Source organism: Janthinobacterium sp. 64, from assembly GCF_002813325.1.
Lineage (GTDB): Bacteria > Pseudomonadota > Gammaproteobacteria > Burkholderiales > Burkholderiaceae_D > Janthinobacterium.
On sequence record NZ_PHUG01000001.1, the window covers coordinates 1,991,289 to 2,010,018 of the forward strand.

General features: G+C 61.2%; 18 protein-coding genes. 6 read left to right on the forward strand and 12 right to left on the reverse strand.

Annotated elements, in window-relative coordinates; all coding sequences use genetic code 11:
• Positions 1–76 precede the first annotated feature (76 nt).
• Positions 77–571, reverse strand: coding sequence for a DUF3224 domain-containing protein (locus tag CLU91_RS08810; protein ID WP_232730683.1), 495 nt, complete (start codon positions 569–571; stop codon positions 77–79).
• 56 nt (positions 572–627) lie between these two features.
• Here CLU91_RS08810 and CLU91_RS08815 point away from each other — a divergent pair, with 56 nt between their 5' ends.
• Positions 628–1,470, forward strand: a complete 843-nt coding sequence (locus CLU91_RS08815) for a helix-turn-helix domain-containing protein (RefSeq protein WP_232730684.1) — start codon at positions 628–630, stop codon at positions 1,468–1,470.
• A gap of 8 nt (positions 1,471–1,478) precedes the next feature.
• On the opposite strand, the gene CLU91_RS08820 is transcribed toward CLU91_RS08815, so the two are convergent.
• Positions 1,479–2,393: a LysR family transcriptional regulator gene (locus tag CLU91_RS08820; protein WP_100873849.1), complete on the reverse strand. Its 915-nt coding sequence runs from the start codon at positions 2,391–2,393 to the stop codon at positions 1,479–1,481.
• 122 nt (positions 2,394–2,515) lie between these two features.
• On the opposite strand from CLU91_RS08820, the gene CLU91_RS08825 reads away from it, so the two are divergent.
• The 3 genes from CLU91_RS08825 to CLU91_RS08835 are packed head-to-tail and all read left to right on the forward strand — an operon-like array spanning position 2,516 to position 5,782.
• Entirely contained in the window at positions 2,516–3,607 is a 1,092-nt protein-coding gene (locus tag CLU91_RS08825) for a porin (RefSeq protein WP_100873850.1), read from the forward strand.
• Between the two features lie 17 nt (positions 3,608–3,624).
• Positions 3,625–4,413 carry a substrate-binding domain-containing protein gene (locus CLU91_RS08830; RefSeq protein ID WP_100873851.1) on the forward strand — a complete coding sequence of 263 codons (789 nt, stop codon included), beginning with the start codon at positions 3,625–3,627 and terminating at the stop codon, positions 4,411–4,413.
• Between the two features lie 34 nt (positions 4,414–4,447).
• Entirely contained in the window at positions 4,448–5,782 is a 1,335-nt protein-coding gene (locus CLU91_RS08835) for an MFS transporter (RefSeq protein ID WP_100873852.1), read from the forward strand.
• A 2-nt stretch (positions 5,783–5,784) separates the two neighbouring features.
• Here CLU91_RS08835 and CLU91_RS08840 read toward each other — a convergent pair whose 3' ends face one another.
• The 4 genes from CLU91_RS08840 to CLU91_RS08855 all read right to left on the reverse strand — a co-directional run bounded on the left by CLU91_RS08840 (position 5,785) and on the right by CLU91_RS08855 (position 12,327).
• Positions 5,785–6,411: a flavin reductase family protein gene (locus CLU91_RS08840; RefSeq protein ID WP_100873853.1), complete on the reverse strand. Its 627-nt coding sequence runs from the start codon at positions 6,409–6,411 to the stop codon at positions 5,785–5,787.
• 98 nt (positions 6,412–6,509) lie between these two features.
• On the reverse strand, positions 6,510–8,702 hold the full coding sequence (locus CLU91_RS08845; RefSeq protein ID WP_100873854.1) for a DEAD/DEAH box helicase: 2,193 nt from the start codon (positions 8,700–8,702) through the stop codon (positions 6,510–6,512).
• Positions 8,703–8,707: 5 nt separating this feature from the next.
• Positions 8,708–10,009 (reverse strand): ATP-binding protein, encoded by a 1,302-nt coding sequence (locus CLU91_RS08850; RefSeq protein ID WP_100873855.1) that lies wholly within the window; start codon positions 10,007–10,009, stop codon positions 8,708–8,710.
• Entirely contained in the window at positions 10,006–12,327 is a 2,322-nt protein-coding gene (locus tag CLU91_RS08855) for a tellurite resistance TerB family protein (protein ID WP_100873856.1), read from the reverse strand. Before CLU91_RS08855 ends, CLU91_RS08850 begins: the two co-directional genes overlap by 4 nt.
• A gap of 331 nt (positions 12,328–12,658) precedes the next feature.
• Between CLU91_RS08855 and CLU91_RS08860 the strand changes: the two genes are divergently transcribed.
• Positions 12,659–13,720 carry an AI-2E family transporter gene (locus tag CLU91_RS08860; RefSeq protein WP_100873857.1) on the forward strand — a complete coding sequence of 354 codons (1,062 nt, stop codon included), beginning with the start codon at positions 12,659–12,661 and terminating at the stop codon, positions 13,718–13,720.
• A gap of 30 nt (positions 13,721–13,750) precedes the next feature.
• The gene (locus CLU91_RS27840; protein ID WP_157814655.1) at positions 13,751–14,458 is read left to right on the forward strand and encodes a hypothetical protein; all 708 of its coding nucleotides are present in this window, start codon (positions 13,751–13,753) and stop codon (positions 14,456–14,458) included.
• Between the two features lie 30 nt (positions 14,459–14,488).
• Here CLU91_RS27840 and CLU91_RS08870 read toward each other — a convergent pair whose 3' ends face one another.
• From CLU91_RS08870 to CLU91_RS08890, 6 genes are all read right to left on the reverse strand, one after another.
• Entirely contained in the window at positions 14,489–14,794 is a 306-nt protein-coding gene (locus CLU91_RS08870) for an NIPSNAP family protein (RefSeq protein ID WP_100873859.1), read from the reverse strand.
• Positions 14,791–14,922, reverse strand: a complete 132-nt coding sequence (locus CLU91_RS28695) for a hypothetical protein (protein ID WP_269800628.1) — start codon at positions 14,920–14,922, stop codon at positions 14,791–14,793. The genes CLU91_RS08870 and CLU91_RS28695 overlap by 4 nt, the downstream gene beginning before the upstream one ends.
• The gene (locus CLU91_RS08875) at positions 14,919–15,428 is read right to left on the reverse strand and encodes a GNAT family N-acetyltransferase (RefSeq protein WP_100873860.1); all 510 of its coding nucleotides are present in this window, start codon (positions 15,426–15,428) and stop codon (positions 14,919–14,921) included. The genes CLU91_RS28695 and CLU91_RS08875 overlap by 4 nt, the downstream gene beginning before the upstream one ends.
• Positions 15,429–15,493: 65 nt before the next feature.
• A complete protein-coding gene (locus CLU91_RS08880) occupies positions 15,494–16,039 on the reverse strand; it encodes a phosphoribosyltransferase (RefSeq protein WP_034752020.1) in 546 nt (181 codons plus the stop codon).
• A 66-nt stretch (positions 16,040–16,105) separates the two neighbouring features.
• Positions 16,106–17,419 (reverse strand): adenylosuccinate synthase, encoded by a 1,314-nt coding sequence (locus CLU91_RS08885; RefSeq protein WP_100873861.1) that lies wholly within the window; start codon positions 17,417–17,419, stop codon positions 16,106–16,108.
• 3 nt (positions 17,420–17,422) lie between these two features.
• Positions 17,423–18,583, reverse strand: a complete 1,161-nt coding sequence (locus CLU91_RS08890) for an ATP phosphoribosyltransferase regulatory subunit (RefSeq protein ID WP_100873862.1) — start codon at positions 18,581–18,583, stop codon at positions 17,423–17,425.
• Between the last annotated feature and the right edge of the window lie 147 nt (positions 18,584–18,730).

The following is an 18,730-nucleotide window of genomic DNA, read 5'->3' on the forward strand; positions in this document are numbered from 1 at the left end:
ACAGTTATCTAAATATAATGACTGGCGCGACAGGGGTCAAGCGATTTCCGAAGCTCTCGCCCCCCACCACATCGCCCTACTCCGGCAACGAATAGTCGATGTCGTAGAAATGCTGGCCATCGACGATGCGGATGGCCAAGGTCCCGCTGATGCCCGTCAGCTGCCCCGTGCCGGAATGGGGCACGATGACGATGGACAGCTGCTGCTGGCCATCGGCCATGGTACCCGCATGCTGCGCCACGAAGCTGCCTTCCCTGCCCTGCAGCACGCCCGTGATGGCTTCCATCGCGACATACCCGGCCGCGCCCTTGGTGTCGGTGACGGCGCTGAGCATCTCGCCCTTCGCCGTGGCGACCAGGTCGCCTGCATAGACTTTATCGAGCAGCACCCTGCCCAGGGTCGTGCGCCCCGCGCGCTGCGACGCCGCAGCTGGCGTCATGGTGATGCTGAAACTTCCCGTAGCGTGCACTTGCATGCGATGATCTCCCTCTGCAGATGAAGCGGCGCAGGACGGCGCCACCGATAGACAACAGGCGGCCAGCATCAGGCCCGGCAAACTGTATGATTTCATGATTCCCTTTCAATCGATGCGAGAGAGCCATCCTAGTGCCGCGCAGGAGACAAATATTGGATAAAGCCGACAGCACGATGAATCTGCTCGCCACGCGCGGCCAGGCGCCGAAAGGCATCGTCGACCCACGGGCGGCGGCGCGCCGCATACGGCTGGCGACCTATCCGCCGGCTGGCGCGCTGGCGCCGTTCGTCGAGTATTTCTGGGTCGTCGAATGGGACAGGCGGGGCTGCGCGCCGCAGACGCAGCGCGTGCTGCCCTACCCGAATGCCCATCTGGTGTTCGACCTTGGGCGCACGGCCATCCATGGCGTGGTGCGCGGTGCCTTCGACCGGCCGTTGACCGGTGCGGGCAAGGTGCTGGGCGTGCGTTTTGCGCCGGGCGGCCTGCGCCCGTTCATCACGCAGCCACTATCGAGCTTCACCGACACGACCATCGCGGCCGATGCGCTGCTGGGCATGCCGGCAGGCGAGGCCGAGGCGCGCGTGTTACGCGAGTCCGACGATCTGGCCATGGTGGCGCAGGCACAGGCATTGCTGCTGGCAAGGCTGCCGCAGGTCGATGACGCCGCCTTGCTGGCCGCCAGGCTGACCGCGGCGGCGGCGGCGCACAACGGTCCGGCGAGCGTGGCGCAGCTGTGCGAAACCATGGGCATCGGCGAACGCCGGCTGCAGCGCCTGTTCGCCAACTACGTGGGCGTGCCGCCGAAGTGGGTGATCCAGCGCTACCGCCTGCAGGAAGCGATCTGGCGCCTGGCGCAGCCCGATGCGCCCGACCTGGCCAGCCTGGCGCAGGCACTGGGCTTTTTTGACCAGGCCCATTTCAGCCGCCATTTTGCGGAACTGGTGGGCAGCACGCCGCTCGACTATCGCCGCTCGCAGCGAGAGGCAGCTGCCTAGCACTGCGCTCATGTCCGCCGCCCCTGCTTGCCGATGCTCGCGCTCATCATGTCGAACAGGGTGCGCGACGCGGGCGGCATCGCGTGCTGATGCCGGCTGATCAAGCCCAATGTCCGCTTCACGGCGGGATTGACGAGCGGCACGCCAACCACCGTGCCTTGCCGCTCCGGCAAAATCGACAGCCCCGGCACCGCCGCCACGCCCAGGCCTGACTCCACCAGCGCCAAGATGCCTGACACGTGGTTGATCTCGCACGAGATCCACGGATGCTTTTCCACGCCAGCCAGCGCCGCATCGAGCACGCTGCGGTTGCCGCTCGACTTGGCCACCGAGATGTAGCGTTCGTCGACGGTATCCTTCCAGCTCAGCTTCTTGCGCTTGGCCAGCCGGTGATCGTTGCGCATCGCCAGCACGTAGGTTTCGACATAGATGGGCTGGAAATGGATCTCCGGATTTTCCGCGCCCGTAAAGCTGATGCCGAAATCCGCCTCGCCCGTCAGCACAAGATTGAGCACGTCCTGCGCGCTTTCGTCATGCACGCGCACGCGGATTTTCGGAAACTGCGCGCTGAAGCGCTTGAGCACGTCCGGCAGGAAGTGCCACACGGCCGAAGGAACACAGGCGAACGTCACCGTCCCGGTGCGGTGCGCGGCCAGGTCGGCGACACCGAGCACGGCATCCTCAAGGCCGTTGAGCGCATCGCGCACGTTCACCAGAAACACCTGCCCCACATTGGTCAGCTGCACGCGCCGGGTGGTGCGTTCGAACAGCTTGACGCCCAGCGCATCTTCGAGTTTTTCAATGCGGCGGCTGAGCGCCGGCTGCGACAGGAACAGGTCGGCCGCAGCCTGGCGAAAGCTGTTGCGCTCGGCCACGGCCACGAAGGCCTGCAAATCATGAAGTTCGTAATTGATGCGCTGCATGCATGAATCCCCGGAAAAATTGCAATTATCAAATTATGCCATTTCAACGATGATGGGGTCTTAATGCTGAGCCTCGCCAAGAAGGCACCAAGAAGGCATCCCCCAAAAAAAATGGAGACACCATGCGACATTGTTCCACGTTCGCCCTGTTGTTCGCGGCCAGCGGCACCTGCCTGGCCCAGAGCGGCGCGGTTTTGTATGGCATCGCGGATGCCGGCATCCGCTATGGTAAAGGCTTGAACGCCGCCAACGCACCGACGCCCGGCGGCGCCACGCCCGCCGTCAGCAGCGGCATCAACAACACGAGCCGCTGGGGCTTGCGCGGCCAGGAAGACCTCGGCGGCGGCTGGCAGGCGCTGTACCGCCTCGAAGGCGGGCTGAATCTGGATACGGGCAGCGCGGCCAAATCCGACAAGCTGTTCGACCGGCAAGCGTGGGTCGGCCTGAAGTCGCCGCTGGGCTCCGTGACCCTGGGGCGCCAGGCGACCTTGCTGGCCGACGCCATCGCGCCGGTCGATCCGCTGGGCATCCGCTACGCTTCCTTCAATCCGAACGTCAACATCACGGGCTTGAGCAATACGGCTTTTGGCCGGCATGCGTTCGGCCAGCAATACGGCAGCAGCGGCTATGCCGACAACTTCTACCGGCTCGACAACATGCTGAAAACCAGCGCCAGCCTCGGGCCGGTGGTGGCGCGCGCCGCCTATTCCTTCGGCGAGGTGGCGGGCGCCACGTCGCCATTGTCGACCTGGGGCGGCGCCCTGACGTACCAGCAGGCGGGGCTGGCCGTCTCCGGGGCGCTGATGCGCTTTCGCAACCGCGACAACCGCAGCCTCGACGCCGCCACCGTGGGCGCCGCCTACAAGGTGGACGCCTGGCAGTTCAAGGCCAATCTCGGCGTCAACCGCGCCGACGTGGGCGCCGGCAAATCCGTCCGGCAAGGCGTGCTGTCCGCCGGCGCAAGCCGGCAAATGGCGCCGGATCTGCTGCTCACGACCGCCTACTACAAGGTACGGCGCAGCGCCACGGGCCACGTCGACGACGGCTTCCAGCGCGCCTTCGCCTACCTGGAAAAAACGCTCTCGCCGCGCTCGACCCTGTACCTAGAATCGGACTACACCTTGTGGCAAGGCGATGCGGCCGGCGTCACCGGTACGCGGCCCAACGACCGCCACGGCATGGGCTTGACGCTCGGCCTCATGCACAAATTTTAACGACAGGAGAAACAACCATGCTTCAACATATTCTGGTACGGCGATCAGCCCCCATACTGGCCGGCGTCATGCTGCTGGCAGCTGGCGCGGCCCATGCCGCCGACATCCGCGTGGTCAGCTCGGGCGGTTTCGCCCAGGCCTACAAAAACCTGGCGCCCGCCTACGAGCGCGCCAGCGGCGACCATCTGCTCTCCGAATGGGGACCGTCAATGGGCACGACAAAAAATGCGATCCCGGCGCGCCTGGCGCGCGGCGAGCAAATCGACGTCGTCATCATGGTGGGCGACGCGCTCGACAAGCTGATGCAGCAAGGCCGTTTGGTCCCCGGCAGCAAGGTGGTCCTGGCCAATTCGCCGATTGCCTGCGCCGTGCGGCGCGGCGCGGCCAAGCCCGACATCAGCACCACCGAGGGCTTGCGCAGCGCCTTCCTGAAGGCGGACAAGGTCGCCTATTCGGACAGCGCCAGCGGCGTCTACATCGAGACGCAGCTGATGAACAAGCTGCATATTTCGGAGCAGATGCAGGGCAAGGCCGCAAAAATTCCCGCCACCCCCGTCGGCGACATCATCGCCCATGGCCAGGCCGATTTCGGCTGCCAGCAGCGCAGCGAGCTGCTGCCGGTCGAGGGCATCGACATCGTCGGCCTGTTGCCGCCGGAAGTGCAGCAGATGACCGAATTTTCGGCCGCCCTGGTGCGCGATGCCAGACAACCGGAAGCCGGCCGCGCCCTGCTGCGCTTCCTCGCCGCCCCTGCCAACGCGGGCGCGATCGAAGCGACCGGGCTGGAACCGGCAGCGGCGCACTAGGCGACGTCACTCATCTTTCATCAATAGGTAAATCATGGCCATTCCTTCCACCGCCACGCCCGTCGCCGAGGCCGCACCGCCGCGCGCGCACGTGCGTCCTCCCTCGCGCATCGCCACCGTCATCCGGGTGACGAGCGGGAACTTCATCGAAATGTACGATTTTTTCCTGTTCGGCTTTTACGCCACGTACATTGCCAAGGCCTTCTTCCCCGCCACCAGCGAATATGCGGCTCTGATGATGACGTTCGCCACCTTCGGCGCGGGGTTTTTCATGCGGCCGCTGGGCGCCATCATCCTCGGCAGCTATATCGACCGCATCGGCCGCCGCAAGGGCCTGGTGCTGACCCTGGCCATCATGGCTTCCGGCACGGCGCTGATCGCCTTCGTGCCAGGCTATGCCACCATCGGGCTGCTGGCGCCGTTCCTCGTGCTGATCGGGCGTTTGCTGCAAGGCTTTTCCGCCGGCGTAGAGCTCGGTGGCGTATCCGTCTACCTGTCCGAAATGGCGACGCCCGGCAACAAGGGATACTACGTCAGCTGGCAGTCGGCCAGCCAGCAGGTGGCCATTATCTTTTCCGCCGCGCTCGGCTACTATCTCAACGAAACCCTGAGCAAGGAATTCATCGCCGACTGGGGCTGGCGCATCCCGTTCTTCATCGGCTGCTCCATCATCCCCGTGGTGTTCTACATCCGCCGTTCGCTGCAGGAGACCGAGGCTTACCTGACGCGCAAATCGCATCCCACGTTCCGCCAGATGCTCAAGACCATCAGCCTCAACTGGCCGCTGGTGGTCACCGGAACGATGCTGATCGTGCTGACGACGGTCGCGTTCTACCTGATCACCGTCTACACGCCGACCTTCGGCAAGAACGTGCTCAAGCTGAGCACCGAGGAAAGCCTGCTCGTCACCTTGTGCATCGGCCTGTCGAACTTCCTCTGGCTGCCCGTCATGGGCGCGCTGTCCGACCGTATCGGGCGCTGGCCCATCATGGCCGTGTGCTCGGCGCTGACGGTATTGACGGCGTATCCGGCCCTGTCCTGGCTGGTCGCCCATCCCAGTTTCGAGCACATGCTGATGGTGGAGCTGTGGCTGTCCTTCCTGTACGGCAGCTACAACGGGGCCACCATCGTCGCGCTGACGGAAATCATCCCGGCCAGCGTCAGGACCACGGGCTTTTCGCTGGCCTACAGCCTGGCCACGGCGCTGTTCGGCGGCATGACACCACTGGTATCGACCTTGCTGATCGAGAGCACCGGAGACAAGGCAGCGCCAGGCTACTGGATGGCGGGCGCCGGCGCCATCAGCCTGCTGGCGACGTGGCTGATCTATCGCGGCATCGTCAGGGAGCGCCATCCGCACCCGGCGTGATGTTACGGCCAGGGGGGCCGGCGCATGTGGAACAGGCTGTCCGGCCCGATCTCGAAAAAGTCGGCCGGGCCGCCGCCGCGCAAGATCGGCGCGGCGGCGGCCGTGTCGTAAACGCCCTCGTTGAGCAGATGGCGCGCGATATGCACGCCCACCACTTCCCCCAGCACCAGCCAGCTGCCGACGCCGTCCCCATTCAATCCTTGCAGCTCGATGATCTGTGTGCGCCGGCATTCGAAGGACACGGGACTTTCCGCCACGCGCGGCACCTTGACAATGCGCGCGGCGGCCGGCGTCAGGCCGGCCAGCGCAAATTCGTCGACCTCGGGCGGCGCTGGCGCGCAGCTGGTGTTCATCGCCCCGGCCAGTGGACGCGTCGCCAGGTTCCACACGAATTCACCCGTCTGTTCGATATTGCGCAAGGTATCCTTGCGGCCGATGCTGGAAAAACCGATCAACGGCGGCGTGTAATTGAAGGCGTTGAAAAAGCTGTAGGGCGCCAGATTGAGCACGCCTGCGCTGCTGCGCGTGGCGATCCAGCCGATGGGCCGCGGCCCCACGATGGCGTTGAACGGATCGTGCGGCAGACCGTGGCCCTGCGCAGGTTCATAAAAGTGAATGGGGTCAAGCACGCGCGTTCCTGAAGTCAAAAGAAGTCAAAGGCACCCGGGGATGGAATGCCTGGAACGACAGCTTACTGGAATTGTCCCCGACCAGCCACCCTGCCCCATCAAAGCTCAGGAACATGTTTGACAGCCCATTCATGGGCTTGGGCGATGTCGAGATGCAGACTGGCAAACGACATCTTCAGCAAGCGCTCTGGCAGCGCCCAGTCCCATTTCGCGCGCCGTAAATTATGTTCCTTGTGCAGCAGAAGCTCAACAGCTGGCGGTGCCTCGCTGGCGAAGGCCAGCAAGCACCCAGCCACACGCTGTTCGCTTGCATCGTCAACCTTGACGGCAGGGCCTTGCGCTGTCGCTGCCAATCCCTGCGATTTCAGCACCAAAGCAATCGCCTCATTGGCATGGTCTCCCAGCCACGTAAAAACAAAAACACGACCACCGATCATCAACAGCGGCTTACGCGCCAGTCCGCAACGTTGAAACGTTTGACAACCTTCCAGCATGAGCTTTTTCGCACCCTCATCCATAAAGGATGGCGGCAAGCCTGACTGGTACAATTCGCGCATGCGTTCTCTGACCTTGGTATGGACATGTCCGCCACTGCCATTGAACAAGGGCGCACGACCTGTATTTGTTTTACCAACAAGAATAGTCTTGCTATCGTCGTCTATATCTTCCACCACCCAAGTCCTGCCCGCAAAAAGTATGTAGTCGCCAACACTGACCGAACTCGATACCGGCAAGGAACCAAGTACCCGGCTTGCATTGACGATACGGAACTCATCCTCCGTGGCGAACGCCGCATAAAAAGTGTAGTGATTAACTAGCCGTTCTCCCTTGGAACCATGCAATAGCAGGCCGGATGCCTCCTGCTGTAATAGCTCCATTTTCCCCAGGTGGCGCAACAACTCGGCAAAATCCTTTTTTTCGGTACTCGCAAAAGGCCCTCTGGCGCAAAGGATATGGTAGGCATCGGCTGCCTGGATGCCACCGTGCTGGGCAATCAGCGACAATAACTGCTGGATCAGTGTCGACAAATGCAAGCCATGTGTTTTTGGCGGCTCGATCCAGCCGTCCAGCATCAAGCTGACCATCGCGCCAAATTCCAGCGTTCCTTCCCTTAATTGGTCCATCAGCTCAGATTCAACATGCAATTCACGTTCGGTAACATAACCGCGCAAGATGGCAGATTCCCCCGCACGCCGCCCGGAACGCCCCATGCGCTGGCGCATGCTGGCCACCGATGGCGGCGAGCCGATCTGCGCCACGCTCTTGACAGCGCCTATGTCAATACCCAGCTCGAGGGTATTGGTACAGATGGCAGTGGCGCAACCTTCCTTGTTTTTCAAGGCCGCCTCTGTTTCCTCGCGAATTTCACGCGACAGGCTGCCATGGTGGGGCCAAAACTCATTGGGCGCCTTGGCGGCCTCGCATAGCCGGCGCAACGCATAGGTGTATTGTTCGACTTTGCCTCGGCTATTCGGAAAGATCAGGTTATTGGATCCTCGCAGCTTGGCAAACAGGTCTTGTACGATCGACAGCTCGGAGGCGGACCCGCCATCCGGATCTTCGTCCGGTGGCGGCCCCACGTCGAGATAACCCTTGATACGTATGTTTAACGCGCCACGGTCGGCTTTTGATTCGATGATATCGACCGCTATGCCAGCATGCGGGCGCAAAAATTCTGCTCCCAGCCGCAGTTCGCCCAGCGTGGCCGACAAGCCTATGCGCGGCACCGTACGTCCGGCAGCCTGCTCGATGCGCAGCATCAGCGACTGCAGTTGCTTGCCTCGTTCCGTACCGATAAAAGCATGCAGTTCATCAACCACGATGTAACGCAGGCGTGCAGCGATGCGCGGCATCTGGAAACCGCGATTGCACAGCATGGCCTCCAGCGACTCTGGTGTGATCAACACCACTCCGGAAGGCTGTTTGAAAAACCGCGTCTTGGACGACGAAGAAATATCGCCGTGCCATGGCCAGACGGGTATTTCCAGCGTCGCGCACAAGCGCTCCAGCCTGCCGAACTGATCGTTGATTAATGCCTTGAGCGGGCTGATATACAGGCACAGTCCATGCTCTTCGCCAGCCTTCAACATATTGCTCAGCACAGGAAAAAAAGCCGCTTCCGTCTTGCCTGCGGCAGTGGCGGCAGCAATGATGACATCGCTTCCACCACCGCTGATCGCAGCGATCGAACGCTCTTGTACATCGCGCAACTCGCTCCAGTTCTCCGCCCAGATCCAGCGCTGGATGCGCTCATCGAGTAGGGAGAACGACGACGAAAATGGGGCAGTCATGTGCGTCAGAGCTTGAACGACGCGAACTCGTCGTCGGCTTCGACCTCGCTATCAGACACCCCGGCCATATCAGGCATGACTTCAATGGCACCTAACAATTGCCGCCATGAAGCACCAGGATTTTGCTCCAGCACCGCCAGCAAATTGACAAAGGCTGTGATGGTCGTGCGCGGCGTACGGAAGTAACTGTCGCCGAGGCGCCGCGCGCAATGTTCCATGAAAGCCGGTAACGCTTCATCGGGCAGCAGATATTTCTCAGCGATGCCATGTGCGTGCACGTGACGCAACTTGTCCAGCAGCACATAAAAGTCTTCGGGACGCAAGCTCGCCAACCTCAGCACGGGGCCGCTGTAATCGACCAGACCGGCTACGGCAAAGGTATTTTCCGCCAGCCGGCTTTGCAGGGCAGGATAGCTGAACAGGCCGCGCCGCGTATCGAGAAGAAATTCCGGCGTACCGCCCAGAATGAATCCAAGTCCTACCGCCGTACCTTGCAAGGTGTCGTTCAGGATACGCAGTATCTGCTCATAGTTGGCGTTGCGCGCCGGCGTATTGGCCAGCTTGTACAAATTGACCAGTTCATCAAGACAGACGACAAAGCCGGCGTAACCAGCCAGTCGCACGAAGCGGGCGAACAGCTTCAACTGATCGTAAAAAGAGGCATCGTCCACAATGGAACGCACGCCCAATGCCTGGCGCGCTTCAGTCTTGGTATTGAATTCACCGCGCAGCCAGCGGATCGCATCGGATTTCAATACCTCGTCACCTGCCTCGAACCCACGACAGTATGCCGCGATCACATCAGCAAAATCAAAACCGTTGACCATCTCCGTCAAATGTTCAAGCTTTTGCCGTATCACTTCCTCAGTACTGGCACCTTGCGCCAGCGCCTCGGTTTTGGCGTTGGCAATAAACCGTTCCACGATACCCGCCATAGCGCCACCATCAGGCTTGGTGCGGGTCGACAGATTGCGCATCAATTCCGCGTACAACGAGCGTGCCTGGCCGCCGGTCGCATGCAGGCGCCGGTCGGGATTCAGGTCGGCGTTGGCGGTCACCAGTTTTTTCTCCATCGCCACAGAACGTATCAAGTTGAGAAAAAAAGTCTTGCCAGCGCCATATTCACCGATAACGAAACGTATCGTCGAACCACCGTCAGCGATACGATCAAGATCTGCCACCAGCGTCTCGATCTCTGGTTTGCGACCAACCTGGATCAGGTGTTGGCCAGCACGTGGCACCACGCCCGCACGCAAGGATTGGATCACCGCGTCGCGGTCTTTGGAACGAATGGCTGGAGCGTTCATTGTGCAAGTCTTTCAAGAATGTCGGGGTTAATATCGATCGGGTCATCGCCTTCGGTGCAGGGCATATCGAACGCGTCGAAGCAGGCCTCATTGAGCCGCTCCAGGGCGCCATCGAGCATGACGCCTGCATCGTGGGCAACGGGTTCCAGTTCAGAGCGCCGCCACGAAGCGCGCGACAGCAGGTGGCGGGAAAACGCGGCGTGCATTGCATCAAGACCAAGTAATCCGTCTTGACTGTCGAGTGGCGGCAGCGTGACTTCAGAAGTCGCTTCGTCCTGAAAGATATCGCCCAATAGCGTTGCCACCTGTTGACTGTCTTTTTGTAATGCCGCAATGCGTGCGAGATCCAGCACAAAGCCGCCTGACGACACACTTGAACCGTTTGCTGGCGGATGTGCTGTCGCGGCAGCATGTACTTGACTGTACATTTTTTCATGCTCAACGCCCAACAGTGTGCAGACCTTTTCCAGCACCGCGATTTCCTGGCGTGTCGCAGGTGCTCCTACCATCGTGATGATGCAGTCGGCACAAGCATCCCGTGCGGTCAGTGGGAGCGCCGCAATACGACGTTTGAAGGAACTCAGCGAGACTGGTTGCAGCAGAATAAGGCGCGCCATCAGGCGCTGCTGCTGGTGGGGCGTCAACTGGCGCCAAGTGGTGATCTGTGCCTGGCAAATTGGCCATTTATGGTCAGAATACACACCTTCCGACTGCGCCATGGCAATCAGCAACTCCAGGCTCAGCAAGGCAGTATCGTAAAACGGTGCACCATCGCCTGCTTCGTCCGACGCCACCACGCGGTACAGCGCCACCCGTTCGGTCAAAGCTGCGTTGCCGGCCATGGACAAGATGTCCGGCTCCATGGCAATCTGCTGCGCCAGCAATGCCGCCGCCAAAGCACGCAAACTGTCTTTGCCAATCCCGTCCGATGCACCAAAATGCCGTGCCAGTTCATTAACAGACATCACCAACACCGCCTCGCCCAGGCTCGCATTCACGTAACAAAGAGCTTGCTTCGCCGCCTCCGGCCATAGCGAATATGGCAATAGCACCCAGGCATCCAAGGTTGTTCGTCTATCAGGACGATGTTCGATGAAACGACTATAAGCGTCCAGTTCAGCCGAGCAGGTATCGATCAACTTTTGCAGCATTTGCCGCGGAGCGCTGGCCACGGTGAGATCGGGAATATCGCCTAGCACCACACTCCTTCCAGCGCCGTCTTTCAATCCAGGTGATGCGGGCGAATACGGCAGGCACAGCTTGTGCGACGTCGAAACAAGCGCGATACCATCGCCATACAGCCGCCTATAAGTCAGGCGAAACAAGCTTTCAAATTCTTCAGGACAGCGGCTTGCCGCCGTGCGCAACATCAGCGCCGAATCGTAACGGACCCACGCCCAAGCCATATCTACGGTCAGTAGCGTCTTGTCGCGACATGCTTGCCCAAGCGCCACCCGCAAATGCAGGGGCATGCCATCTTCAGGACGCAGATCTGGTATCGGCTGCAGATATAAGCGCTCTGGATTGCTTGCCAATTGCAGAACTTCTAAAAGTGACATGCAGTGACGCGAAAATAATCCGGACTTGCCGCCATAATGTTTATGCAGCCGTGTGAGCTCCTTGATAATCTGCGGTATTTCCACATCAATGGCACGGTGATTTTCCGCATCGATCAATACTCGCCGTTCCAGTCCATAAAAGAAGGCGAATACATAAACGATATCGGCGTCTGGACTACTACGCCCATCGGCAAGCCAACGCAAGTAAGCGCCGCGCTGCTGAGGCAAGGCATCCGAATAACTCGACCAGTAGAAATTCACGGGAGTTGCATAGTCGCTTCCAAAATCGACACTCTTGCGAGGATCGATCAGGGCGGGATCAACCTTACCGTTATTTCCTGGCAAGCTTTGTCCAACATAAATCATCCCGCCAGAAATCACCAGACCGCCAATCTCCACACTTTCATGACGCCCTATCCATTGAGCGACAGGGGTATACAAGGGCGGCGGCGGGGGAATGCGGTAGCCAGATGGATCAGCCAATAGAACCTCGCTTGTTTTGTCCTGATATGTTGATGCTGGCGGCACAAAATCACTTACGATGCTTGCCACGGGCAAAGATGCGGTCGATGAAACTGCCGCCTCTGTCGGGGGCGGTACGAAACAGGATAGCAACTCAGGCGGCGGAGAGCGCTGCAATTTCAAAGTGCGCGCGCGATAGCGGCATCCTACATACAGTGCACCGGCAATCAACGACAGCAGCAAAGCTGGGCTCATCAAATGGTAAGCGGCAAATGCTAGCAATACAATGAAAAACATCCAGTGCCATGATGAGACACGCTCTAACAAAAACCGGAGTCTTTTCTTCCACCTCACATGCTTCTTTCGGCCATGAATTCAGGTAAGTTAAAGGTAATGCAATGAAAATAGGATGCTTTATTGTATAGAAATGTTTGCATTAGCGAATGCTTATCTTGCCTTGCGGATTTTTTTGCAACGTCACATCAACTGCCCGCAGGTTATACAAGCACCAGTGCGACTTTTGCCTACCGCCTCGCGCACAGACTACCAGCGCGACAATTGTATGGCGCGCCGCGCCGCGCCTCGCTTATGATGAGACAACTCAACCCTTGTCATTACGCCACCGCCCATGCCTACCCTCACGCTGCACCAGAAAGTGTTCTTGCTCCTCCTGAGCACCGTCACCATCGGCTTTGGCTGGATACTGGCGCCGTATGCGGGCGCCATCTTCTGGGGCGTCATCCTGGCGATCCTGTTCGCGCCCGTGTACCGCTGGCTGCTGCTGAAAACCAAGGGCCGCGCCGGCCTGGCGTCGCTGCTGACCTTGCTGCTGATCATCGTCATCGTGATCCTGCCGCTGTCGCTCATTTCCGTGTCGCTGGTGAACCAGGCGGCCAGCGTCGTGGAGATGGTACGGTCGGGCGAAATCACGGTCGCCATGTTCTTCAATAAAATCATGGCGGTGCTGCCGCAATGGCTGATCAATTTGCTCGACCGCTTCAACCTGACCAGCCTGGCCAGCCTGCAAGACAAGCTGGCCGAGGGCGCCACGCAGGTGAGCCAGGCGGTGGCGGTGAAAGCCATCAACGTGGGCCTGTACACCTTCGAGTTTCTCACCAGCCTGTGCATCATGCTGTACCTGCTGTTTTTCCTCATGCGCGACGGCTCGGCCCTGTCGGCCCGCATCAAGGGCGCCGTGCCATTGAGCCGCAAGTACAAGCAGCGCCTGTTCACCAATTTCACCACCGTGATCCGCGCCACGGTGAAGGGCAATATCCTCGTGGCGATCGCCCAGGGCGCCCTTGGCGGGCTGGCGTTCTGGTTCCTCGACGTGCCCGCGCCCCTGCTGTGGGCCGTGCTGATGGCCTTCCTGTCGCTGCTGCCGGCCGTCGGCGCCGCCCTCGTCTGGGCGCCCGTGGCCGCCTACTTCCTGGCCACGGGCGCCGTCTGGCAAGGCGCAGGCCTGGCCGCCTTCGGCGTCTTCGTCATCGGCCTGGTCGACAACGTGCTGCGCCCCATCCTGGTGGGCAAGGACACCAAGATGCCCGACTACGTGGTGCTGCTGTCGACCGTGGGCGGCATGGCCCTGTTTGGCCTGAACGGCTTCGTCATCGGCCCCGTGGTGGCGGCGCTGTTCATCGCCTCGTGGGATCTGTTCGTCTCGGCCAGGGAATTTCAGGCCGAAGATTGAGGCGTGGCGACCTGACCCGGCGGGAAACAGATGCGCATCGACCTTGCACGACGGGAGCATGATTTTTCTCTCGGCCAGCGTCCCCATGGCCGGTACATCGCCGCGACTATCGTGCTGCACCTGGCGCTGTTCTGGGCGGCGACGCGGCCCGTGCACATGAGAATCGAGCACGATGCGCGGGTCTGGCTGCAGCTGGCGCCGCCACTGCCGCCAACAAGAAGGCTCATTGTCCCCGCCAAGCCCGATCCGGCGCCGGCACGTGCGCCAGCCCTTCCGTCGAGCGCGGCAAGCGTGTCGCCACCGAAGGAGGCGACGGCACCGGAGCAAGACCAGCCGCAAGACGATGCCCTGCCGGCAGAACCTGCGCCTGCCGCACCCAAGGCCGCTCCCCTCACCCTGGCGCAACGGGCGCTGCAGGCAGCCGGCGCCATCGACCGCCAGCTGCGCGCAGAGCATCCGCAGGAATTCGTGGCGCCGCCCGAGACGGCGCACACGCGCCTGGCGAAAGGCTTCGCGCAAGCGCATGCGGCGGTCAAGCCGAAGTGGTTCGAAGCAGCGCGCATCGAACTGTGGAGCGCACCAAACGATCCCAAACGCATCTACCGCGTCATCACGGCGACCGGTGAATACTGCATCTATTTGCCGGACAAAGGCAACATGACGCTGAATCTCAGCGCGCGATCCGGCTACGCCGGCTTTGGCGAAGGGACTGCGGCGCCTTGCCCCATCCGGTTTTAATAACGGCCGATAGTGGGCAAGCGCGCCGTTTCAGGCAAACACGGGGCGGAAAAAACTGCGCTCATAACTGATGATGCAGCGCGTTTCTTCGGCGTAGCGGAAGGCGGCCTGGCACTCGGCGTCCAGCATCGAGTCGCTGCGGTACTGTTCATACAGGGCCAGGCTGGGAAACGAGAACATGGCCAGCGCGACGTTGCTGGCGCCTTCCGACGGCAAAAAGTAGCCGTGGTGCTGGCCGCCGAAGCGTTCCACCAGCGGTATCCACAGCTTGCCGTAGGCTTCGAATTCCCGCAATTTATACGGGTCGATGATGTAACGCAAATAACAGGTGATCATGCGGTTTCCTTGTAAACGTTCAACTCCATCAGCATGCCAGCTTCCCGCAAGCCGATGGCGGCCAGCTGGCCCGAAAACCGCACGCCGCAGCTGCAGCCCAGCTTCAGGGGTTTGTGCATTGCCGTCATGGGCGCGCCAGGCGGTACACCACGCTGTCGAGGTCGTAATGGCGTTCCATGCCCACGTATTGCATGCCCAGGCGCGTCATGACCTTGATCGAGGCGGCATTGTCCGGGTGCGCCACGGCCACCACTTCGGGTGCGCCGACGACGTCGAACGCATGCGCGACGATGGCTCGCGCCGCTTCGCTGGCGTAACCCTGGCCCCAACTGGTCCGCGCCAGGCGCCAGCCGATTTCCAGGGGATTGGCCCTGTCGCCGGAGAGGTGCTGCAGGCATGCCATGCCCACCAGTTCACCGTCATCGAGGCGTATCATCGCCCACCACGAATAACCCCACTCGGCCCAGCGTCCCATGGTGCGGGCGATGGCCGCGCGCGTCACATCTTCCGTCTCGGGCTGGCCCGCGTTCAGATACGTCATCACCTCCGGATCGGTATTGAGCGTGCGCATGCGCTCGTAATGGCTCTCATTGATCGGTTCCAGGCGCAGGCGCGCCGTCGTCAGTATGGTCATCGCATTTCCTTGGACGAAAAAAAAGACGATACACGATCGTCTTTTTTTTGCAAGCGCGCACGCAATTACTTGCCTGCTTCGCCCTTCTTGATCCACGCCGCCAGCTGGTGCGGACGCAGGCCGTCGTAGTCTTCGAACGGCTGATGGATCCACGGGTTGTGCGGCAGTTCGTCGAGGAAGTAGTCGGGACGCACGACGGAGCAGCCCTTCAGCCAGATCACGGCCGATTTGACTTCGGTCACGTCAGGGAAGTTTTCCTTCAGGTGACGCGTGACCTTGTCCAGGGTGACGCCCGAATCGGCCAGGTCGTCGACCAGCAGGATGCGGCCGGCCAGCGGGCCCTTGGTCATGGTCATGTACTTGGCGATATCGAGGTCGCCGCGCACGGTGCCCGCATCTTCGCGGTAGGAACTGGTCGACAGGATGGCCAGCGGCAAATCAAAAATGCGCGAGAACACGTCGCCGGGACGCACGCCGCCGCGCGCCAGGCACAATACCTGGTCGAATTTCCAGCCCGATTCGTAGACCTTGAGCGCCAGGCGCTCGATCAGGCGGTGATACTCTTCCCAGTTGACCCAGAGATGTTGATCGTTCGATTGTGGGGTAGTCATGATAGTGCAATCTTATTATTAGCGTGATTAAAAAAATCCGCCTTGCGGCGGATTGTGTCCAGCAGCTTACTCGAATGGATGGCGCAGCACGATCGTTTCTTCACGATCAGGACCGGTCGAAACCATGTCCACCGGTACGCCGACCAGTTCTTCGATGCGCTTGATGTAAGCGCGCGCCGTTGCCGGCAGCGCCGCCAGCGATTTCGCGCCGACCGTGCTTTCCGTCCAGCCTGGCATCTCTTCGTACACCGGCACGCAACGGGCGGCTTCTTCAGCGCCCGATGGGAAGATGTCCGTGGCCACGCCGTCGATGGTGTAGCCGGTGCACAGCTTCAGCGTGTCGATACCGTCGAGCACGTCCAGCTTGGTCAGGCACATGCCCGTCACGCCGTTGATCTGCACGGAGCGGCGCAGCAAGGCGGCGTCGAACCAGCCGCAGCGGCGGGCACGGCCCGTCACGGTGCCGAATTCATGGCCGACTTGCGCCAGGTGGTGGCCGACGCCCGCATCCGTTGGCAGTTCCGAAGGGAACGGGCCGGAGCCGACGCGCGTCGTGTAGGCCTTGGTGATGCCCATGATGTAGTGCAGCATGCCTGGGCCCACGCCCGAACCGGCGGCGGCATTGCCGGCCACGCAGTTCGACGAGGTGACGAACGGATAGGTGCCGTGGTCGACGTCGAGCAGGGAACCCTGCGCGCCTTCGAACAGCAGGTTCGCGCCGGCCTTGTGCGCCTTGTACAGCGCGCTCGACACGTCGGTCACCATCGGACGCAGGCGCGGCACATAGGCCAGCGCGTCGTCGAGGGTCTTCTGATAGTCGACTTTCGGCGCCTTCAGGTAGTTTTCCAGCACGAAGTTGTGGTAATCGAGGTTTTCCGCCAGCTTTTCAGCGAAGCGCTTCTCGTTGAGCAGGTCGGCGATACGGATCGCGCGGCGCGCCACTTTGTCTTCGTAGGCCGGGCCGATGCCCTTGCCGGTGGTGCCGATCTTCGCATCGCCACGCTTGGCTTCACGCGCCAGGTCGATCGCGGTGTGGTACGGCAGGATCACGGGTGCCGCGTCCGACACTTTCAGGCGCGAGGCGACTTCAACGCCGACAGCTTCAAGCTTGTCGATTTCGCGCAGCACGTCCGGCACGGAAACGACGACGCCGTTGCCGATGTAGCAGGCGACGCCTGGGCGCATGATGCCCGACGGGATCAGCTGCAGCGCGGTTTTGACGCCGCCGATGACCAGCGTGTGGCCTGCATTGTGGCCACCCTGGAAGCGCACCACACCCTGGGCGTGATCGGTCAACCAGTCGACGATCTTGCCTTTACCTTCATCGCCCCATTGGGTGCCGATGACAACGACGTTCTTTGCCATAATTTTCTTTGACATCACTCAACCTAAGTTTTTAAGAATCCAGCTACTACCATTATCGGCAAGTACCAGCACGCGATCGCACTCGAACTCGTCTTGTTCATTACTGTGACCCGGCATACTCTGGATCACGACCTCGCCCGCCTTGCGCAACTCGGCGATTTTTTCCTTCAATTCTGGCGCGCTGCCCCACGGCGCGCGGATCGAATGCTTCCGTTCCGCGGTCGGCAACAGGCGCGCCAGTTCGCGCAAATCGAGCGAGAAGCCGGTCGCGGGACGAGCCCGGCCGAACGCTTCGCCGACGTGGTCATAACGGCCGCCGCGCGCAACCGCGTTCGGCAAGCCAGGTACATACAGCGCAAACATCGCGCCACTTTCATATTGGTAGCCGCGCAGGTCGGCCAGGTCGATCGCCACTTCGGCGCGGCCCAAAGCAGAACCGGCTAACGCCGCCAGTTCAGCCAGCGCTTTCAGCACGCCCGGCAGCGGCGGCAGCACTTCGCGCGCACGCGCCAGCACGTCGATGTCGCCGTACAGGTTCGGCAAGGCCAGCAGCGCATCGCGCGTGACGGCATCGTAGGCAGCGGTCAGGGCGCGCAGGCCCGGCGCATCTTTCGCGCGCAGCAAGGTGTACAGCGCAGCTTCGTCGCGCACGGCAGCGGCGTCTTGCGCAATGATAGCGCGCAACAGGCCGACGTGCGACAAATCCAGGCGGACGCTATCGAAACCGGCCAGTGCCAGCGAAGCGAGCGCCAGTTCCTGGATCTCGGCATCGGCTTCCAGGCCGGCGTGACCATAGATTTCGGCGCCGATCTGCAGCGGTTCGCGGGTGGCGTGCAGACCCGACGGACGGGTATGCAGCACGCTGCCGGCGTAGCACAGGCGGGTCACGGTGGCACGGTTCAGCAGGTGCGCGTCGATGCGCGCCACTTGCGTCGTCATGTCGGCACGCAGGCCGAGCATGCGGCCCGACAGCTGGTCGACCAGTTTAAAGGTGCGCAGGTCGGTATCCTTGCCAGCGCCGGTCATCAGCGATTCCAGATACTCGAGCAGCGGCGGCATCACCAGTTCATATCCGTACAGACGGAAATTATCCAGCATGAGGCGGCGCAGCTCTTCGATCTTGCGCGCTTCCGACGGCAGAACATCGGCAATATTTTCGGGCAAAAGCCAATTCGGCATGAGGGAGCGAGATACGGAAGAAAGTTGAAAAAATGCATCATGCGAGGCAGCGGCGAGCGCGCCAGGCAAGAGGCCGAACCTGATATTTTACGCGAAAACACGGGTCTTTAGGGACAAGTTCTCCGAATAGCTGCCGCACAACCCTAA